General features: G+C 47.5%; 5 protein-coding genes. 3 read left to right on the top strand and 2 right to left on the bottom strand.

All coding sequences use genetic code 11. The features are described 5' to 3' along the window. From FEV53_RS19570 to FEV53_RS19560, 3 genes are all read left to right on the top strand, one after another. Positions 1 to 298 (top strand): integrase core domain-containing protein (locus FEV53_RS19570; protein WP_142834632.1); only part of this gene is annotated, 298 nt, incomplete at its 5' end. Positions 299 to 383: 85 nt separating this feature from the next. Further along, complete coding sequence (locus FEV53_RS19565; RefSeq protein ID WP_142836336.1) at positions 384 to 995, top strand: hypothetical protein; 612 nt, start codon at positions 384 to 386, stop codon at positions 993 to 995. 826 nt (positions 996 to 1,821) lie between these two features. Further along, positions 1,822 to 2,697, top strand: a complete 876-nt coding sequence (locus tag FEV53_RS19560) for a hypothetical protein (protein WP_142836335.1) — start codon at positions 1,822 to 1,824, stop codon at positions 2,695 to 2,697. A 243-nt stretch (positions 2,698 to 2,940) separates the two neighbouring features. Here the strand turns inward: FEV53_RS19560 and FEV53_RS19555 are convergent, their stop codons facing one another. Then, positions 2,941 to 4,401, bottom strand: a complete 1,461-nt coding sequence (locus FEV53_RS19555; RefSeq protein WP_185962345.1) for a PIN domain-containing protein — start codon at positions 4,399 to 4,401, stop codon at positions 2,941 to 2,943. A 292-nt stretch (positions 4,402 to 4,693) separates the two neighbouring features. After that, positions 4,694 to 4,988: tyrosine-type recombinase/integrase (locus FEV53_RS19550; RefSeq protein WP_142836246.1), on the bottom strand; the 295-nt coding region annotated here is incomplete at its 5' end.

The following is a 4,988-nucleotide window of genomic DNA, read 5'->3' as shown; positions in this document are numbered from 1 at the left end:
CTGTGAGGCAAATGAGATCGAACATCGGCTCACTAAGCCGAACCATCCGTGGACCAATGGCCAGGTCGAACGAATGAACCGCACCATCAAGGAGGCGACGGTCAAACGCTTCCACTACGAAAATCACGACCAGTTGCGAACACACCTTGCCGACTTCATGGCAGCCTACAACTTCGCCCGCAGGCTCAAGACCCTCAGCGGGCTGACGCCTTACGAATACATCTGCAAGATCTGGACTTCAGAGCCAGATCGATTCATCCTAAATCCGATCCACCAAATGCCGGGACTGAACACCTAGCTTCTCGAACTGCTTGTCACGATGTGTCAAAGTAGTCCATGTTAAACAGAGGCGAAGTCCGTAAGAATGGAAATGGATGAATAATTTGGCGGACATACAGGAACAGCACAAGAGCGTTGCTAAAGCAGTACTTGGCATCATTTCTCTATCGGTTATTTTTTTTCCATCAATATTTGCAGCAATCAGAAGGCCATATACCCTCGATTGGGCGATGTATACCTATTGGATATGTGCATTTTCTTCTTTCGTTATACTTCTGTTCGCATACTACAAATCAGCATTCTCTAACGTCGTTCCAATACGAGCGATTGGCATTGGAAATCTTTCTGCTGCGTTATCAATATTGTCATTGTTTCTGTTTGTTATTGGTAATATTCTGTCGGACCAACTATCGAAGCCACGGGTAATTGAGATTTCGCTATCTAATCATCTAATCGAATATGACACGTATTTAGAAGCAACTGGAACCGCGTACGATGATGACGGAGATGACCTGATTTGGAACTGGAGTATTCGACCAAGTACAGAAGCTCACGCCAATGGCGCATCCTTGATCCAATTGAAAAGCCAATCCAGAAGCATTGTCTGGTGGCTTGGCGCGAACATGGTGCCGGGTGTATATTTCATCGAAGTGACGGTCAGTGATGGCTCTCGCGAGTCCGATCTGCTTCAAAGGGAATTCAGAGTAAAGGATTAAAGCTTTATGGTGCAAAGAATGCGAATACCTAGGAAAGATCGTGATGAGTTCATGCATGCGATTGGAAAAATCAGGCAATACAAACCAGAGGGCTACCAGTACATTTTAGAAAATCAGCAACTTCTGAGAAGCCAGTTCGAGGAGCGCCAAATAGTCGGACCCGAGGTGCGGCGGCAACTTAGAGCCAATCAGTTGCGTTCGAGCGGCATCTATCAAAGCCTTAAGCAGGTTGGTCGAGCGTCGGCAGAGGCCGGTGCTTTTGCAAGACCATGCTGTTCGGAAAAGCCGTTCATCTGGCCATTTTGTAATGCAGAATGCTAGCAAATTCCGCTTGTTAAACAAACATTCCAAGATCGGCCTTCTGCGGCGATCCACCTAAATCGTTTGCGTTAAACTTCGTCCCGTTATTCCCCTCATTCGACTAACCCGGAGCATATTCAACGGGGAAGCGACCGGCGAGAGCGATAGAATGAACATTGGGTGTTCAATCGTTCTCACTACACTACGAACACACCCTCGGGTCTCGAGCGCAAATTACAACCTGTTCAACAATATTTCACAGCGGATATTTGCAGTACATTCAAATTTTATCTTTGATGGAAGGTATGTTGCAAATATTCCATATATCAAATATGGTTTCGATAGCTCTCACCGAACACCTAACTTTACAATTGTTATGTCTAATATTCGCCGACCCAAGTGTTTGATTTGGAACACTCCCGCAAATGAGGTTTCCTCAACCGGGGGAGACTCAATTTATGTTCAAAGTATTCGAGCTGGTGGAGCGTACATTATCTCGGGTTCTGCGCAGTCTATGGTCCTAAGTTTGACCAATGAGGAAAAGGCCAAGATCTCGTTCAGAATAGCGTTAGCCAATCTAAAAAGACAAGAAATCACAGTATACTCTGACGATGTTAGAAACTGGAAAAGTGCGGCGCTGCCCTCTGTGTCAACCCGTTTCAACAGTTTGCTCAAGTTTCTCGCGATTTCTTCACCTGTTGGAACTTGGAAAAATTCCTTCGATATGGCGTACCAACCCTTTATTGCGTCCGATATGAACCCAGCGCACCCCGGCTTCGGGCGCGGCGAAGCTTCTCCTATGAGCGAGGTTGATGGTTACTGGCAACATGCTGAAATGCTCGGTTACTTGGAGCGCAAGTCAGGCAGCAAGGGAAGAGAAGTCAGACTTACGATTTCTGGTCATTCTTACGTTGAGAGTCTTGGAGCGAACTTGGTCGAGGGCGAGCAGATTTTCGTTGCAATGTGGTTTTCAGAGGAAATCACCAAACCATTATACGAATGTGTTATTGAACCACCCATTAAAAAGGCTGGGTATATTCCGGTGCGAATAGACGACACACAGCACAACGAAATGATTGATAATAAAATTATCGCTGAAATACGTAAATCCAAAGCCGTTATTGTCGATTTGACGTGCGGGGTTGGCACTGACGCAATTTCTCAAAAAATAGGTATTCCTCGAGGTGGTGTGTACTTTGAGGCAGGCTTTGCAACAGGTTTGAATTTACCTGTAATTTGGATGGTCAAGGACGATATTGCAGATACACCTAACGTTGTGCATTTCGACGTACGGCAGTTTAATCAAATTCGCTGGAACACTTCCAATTTTGAAAAGTGCAGAGAAGAGCTTTCTGCAAGGATAGTTGCCACGTTGGGAGTTGGACCATTGGTCGAAAATTAAGGCGCTCGTAGCGAGAAGCTCCGGTGCGTCGCTGTAGTAATAATTTTACTAAGACCAGTCATTATAATATCTAAAACACTACGCTCAATGGATCAATTCGGTTTTAAATGAAATCAGATTTCGCGGGGCGACATCCGTATCTCGATACTACGTTAGTTCCGGCCACTACTGTTTGATGCGTACTGGAGGCCACCGTCCATTGTGGGCAATCTGGGTGTATTCGACATTCTTCAGGGCAATCGATCATAGAGCGCCTTGGTGTAAAATGTCTGACACAGTTTTAAATGTAGACCGATGTTCGGCGCCAAATCGAACGATCAATTTATGACTGACAGGGTCGCTCAAATTCGACGCTTCTATCTTGATTTCAACGACTGCGTTCTTTCCGTCCAACTCCTTAGCTCGTCCATCAACATGACACATACATTCAAAGACTTCAGGTTTGCCGGCGTGTCTGAATTGATCACACGTCAATGTAAAAGTTTTTACATAGGTGCTCGGGCGGTCTTGATAGTAGAAGTGGTAAGGGTTATCAATTCGCGGCACTGATGTCATCAGATCAGTATCTATATCGAGTATGTGAGTTGGGCCAAAATTATCTTTAAAGGCCCGGAGATCCAAAATGGTTCTCAGACGTCGATTCCATTTCCCTTGCGGAGCTTTCGGCGCTGATGGGAAAATTAAAGGCCCGGTTATTGGCTCGTCTTCGAAATCATCCTTATCATTTTGAAGAGGAGGCATCACAAGAAGAGCGCCTTTCGCTGCAATCGTGAGCAAGACATCAGCAGCTGGTCTTGTACCAGTATTGCTCAACAGAAAAGCCGCGGCGAATTCATGCCCAAAAGCTGTGAGATGGATATGTGCGTGTTGCAACTTCTCTCGGCAATCTGTCTCCCATTGAGGATACTCCAGCCACAGATATGCTTCCACATCGTTTGGCGGCGCTTCTTCGAACTCATACTGTGTAATTCCTAGGGATACACCTCCGAATTGTTCGGCGACAGGATTATCAGGTTGATGGATGGCAAAATTGGTTTCTTTCGGGTTTCTCTGTGTGAGTAGATCCATGAAATGGTCTATCTCGTCATCGCTAAGAGGCGCGTAGATTGGTAGGTTTAAATGTAATGGTTCAGCTGGATCCGACGTTAACTTGATGATAGGTTCTTGAGATCGACGACGCTTGTTTTCATACGCAAGACGTGACCTTTCTTTCTCTTCGTCCGTTTTCTCGTCCGAACGCCGCCATTCCTCAGGAATAGCCATCAAATTCAAACCTAAACCGACAGCTTTGCGCATCGGACGGGTATCATTTGAAAATAGATGAACACTTCCATCTTTAAAATTGTCAGAGAGTCTCTTGGCTATCGCGACAAGCTGATCATCAAAGTTGTTAAGGTCCAGAGTGCCATATGTCTCAGAACCAAAATTCACGTCACTTAGGCTGAGTACGACACGCGGTCCCGACGCGCGTATTTCTAATTCGCTTTCGTGAGCGAGCAACATGTCCCTAAATTGCTTGGTTATCTTGATCGCAGTGCGCTTCATACGGGCACGCGTGGACTTCTTGTGTTCATCTAACTCTGTCTGAACTACGTCCGTCACGATCAGCTCAATGTAGTCAAGCTCTCCCAATTCAGCCCATGGCAGTTCTTCCAGCGGCCGAAACTCATGAAATAGGTTGGTGTCGATGATCAGTCTCAGCATAGAATCTATCTTGAACACGTTGGTTTCGGTCGCCCCTTTTATCGCACATCTGCGCTGCTCATGGCACCTAGTAAAACGCGGTGTCTCGCCGCTTTTGGTCTTGGAGCAGTTCGGACAACCAGTATCAGTTCGACCACGCTGTGAAAGACCACCTTCAATGATGTGGGGAAAGGTGGATGCGTTTGTGGCCCAGTCTGCAATTGGCAGGTACATAGATAGCCCATATTTGTTATCCAGAGAGCTCCAAGAACACGTGCCGACTCGCCCCACACTTTAACTTTACCCCCGCCGGTCATGTCTGGCGGGTGCTGCGTTCAGGCTCGCCGTTCATCATGCTGTCGATGCGGTCTGCGATCTTGTCTGCGGCCCGGGCCAGATGGTGGCTGTCGAGATGGGCGTAGCGGTTGGTGCTGCCCGGATTGCGGTGGCCGAGAAGTTTGCCGGTGAGGTACAGGCTTTCCCCGGACAGCACCGCATGGCTGGCATAGGTGTGGCGCAGATCGTGGAGGCGCAGGGAGGGGGGCAGGCTTGCGGCGCGCTTAATGTGGTTCCATGCGGACGTGATGGACCGGCGCGGGCGGTCGGGG

The sequence above is a fragment of the Palleronia caenipelagi genome (assembly GCF_007004065.1).
Classification (GTDB): Bacteria; Pseudomonadota; Alphaproteobacteria; order Rhodobacterales; family Rhodobacteraceae; genus Palleronia; species Palleronia caenipelagi.
The sequence above is the reverse complement of the archived record's forward strand: the minus strand, read 5'-3'. Positions and strand labels throughout refer to the sequence as shown.

What these genes read in the sequence shown, in the direction of transcription:
- FEV53_RS19555 (WP_185962345.1), bottom strand. Translation starts at nt 4,401, where the DNA reads ATGCTGAGACTGATCATCGACACCAACCTATTTCATGAGTTTCGGCCG.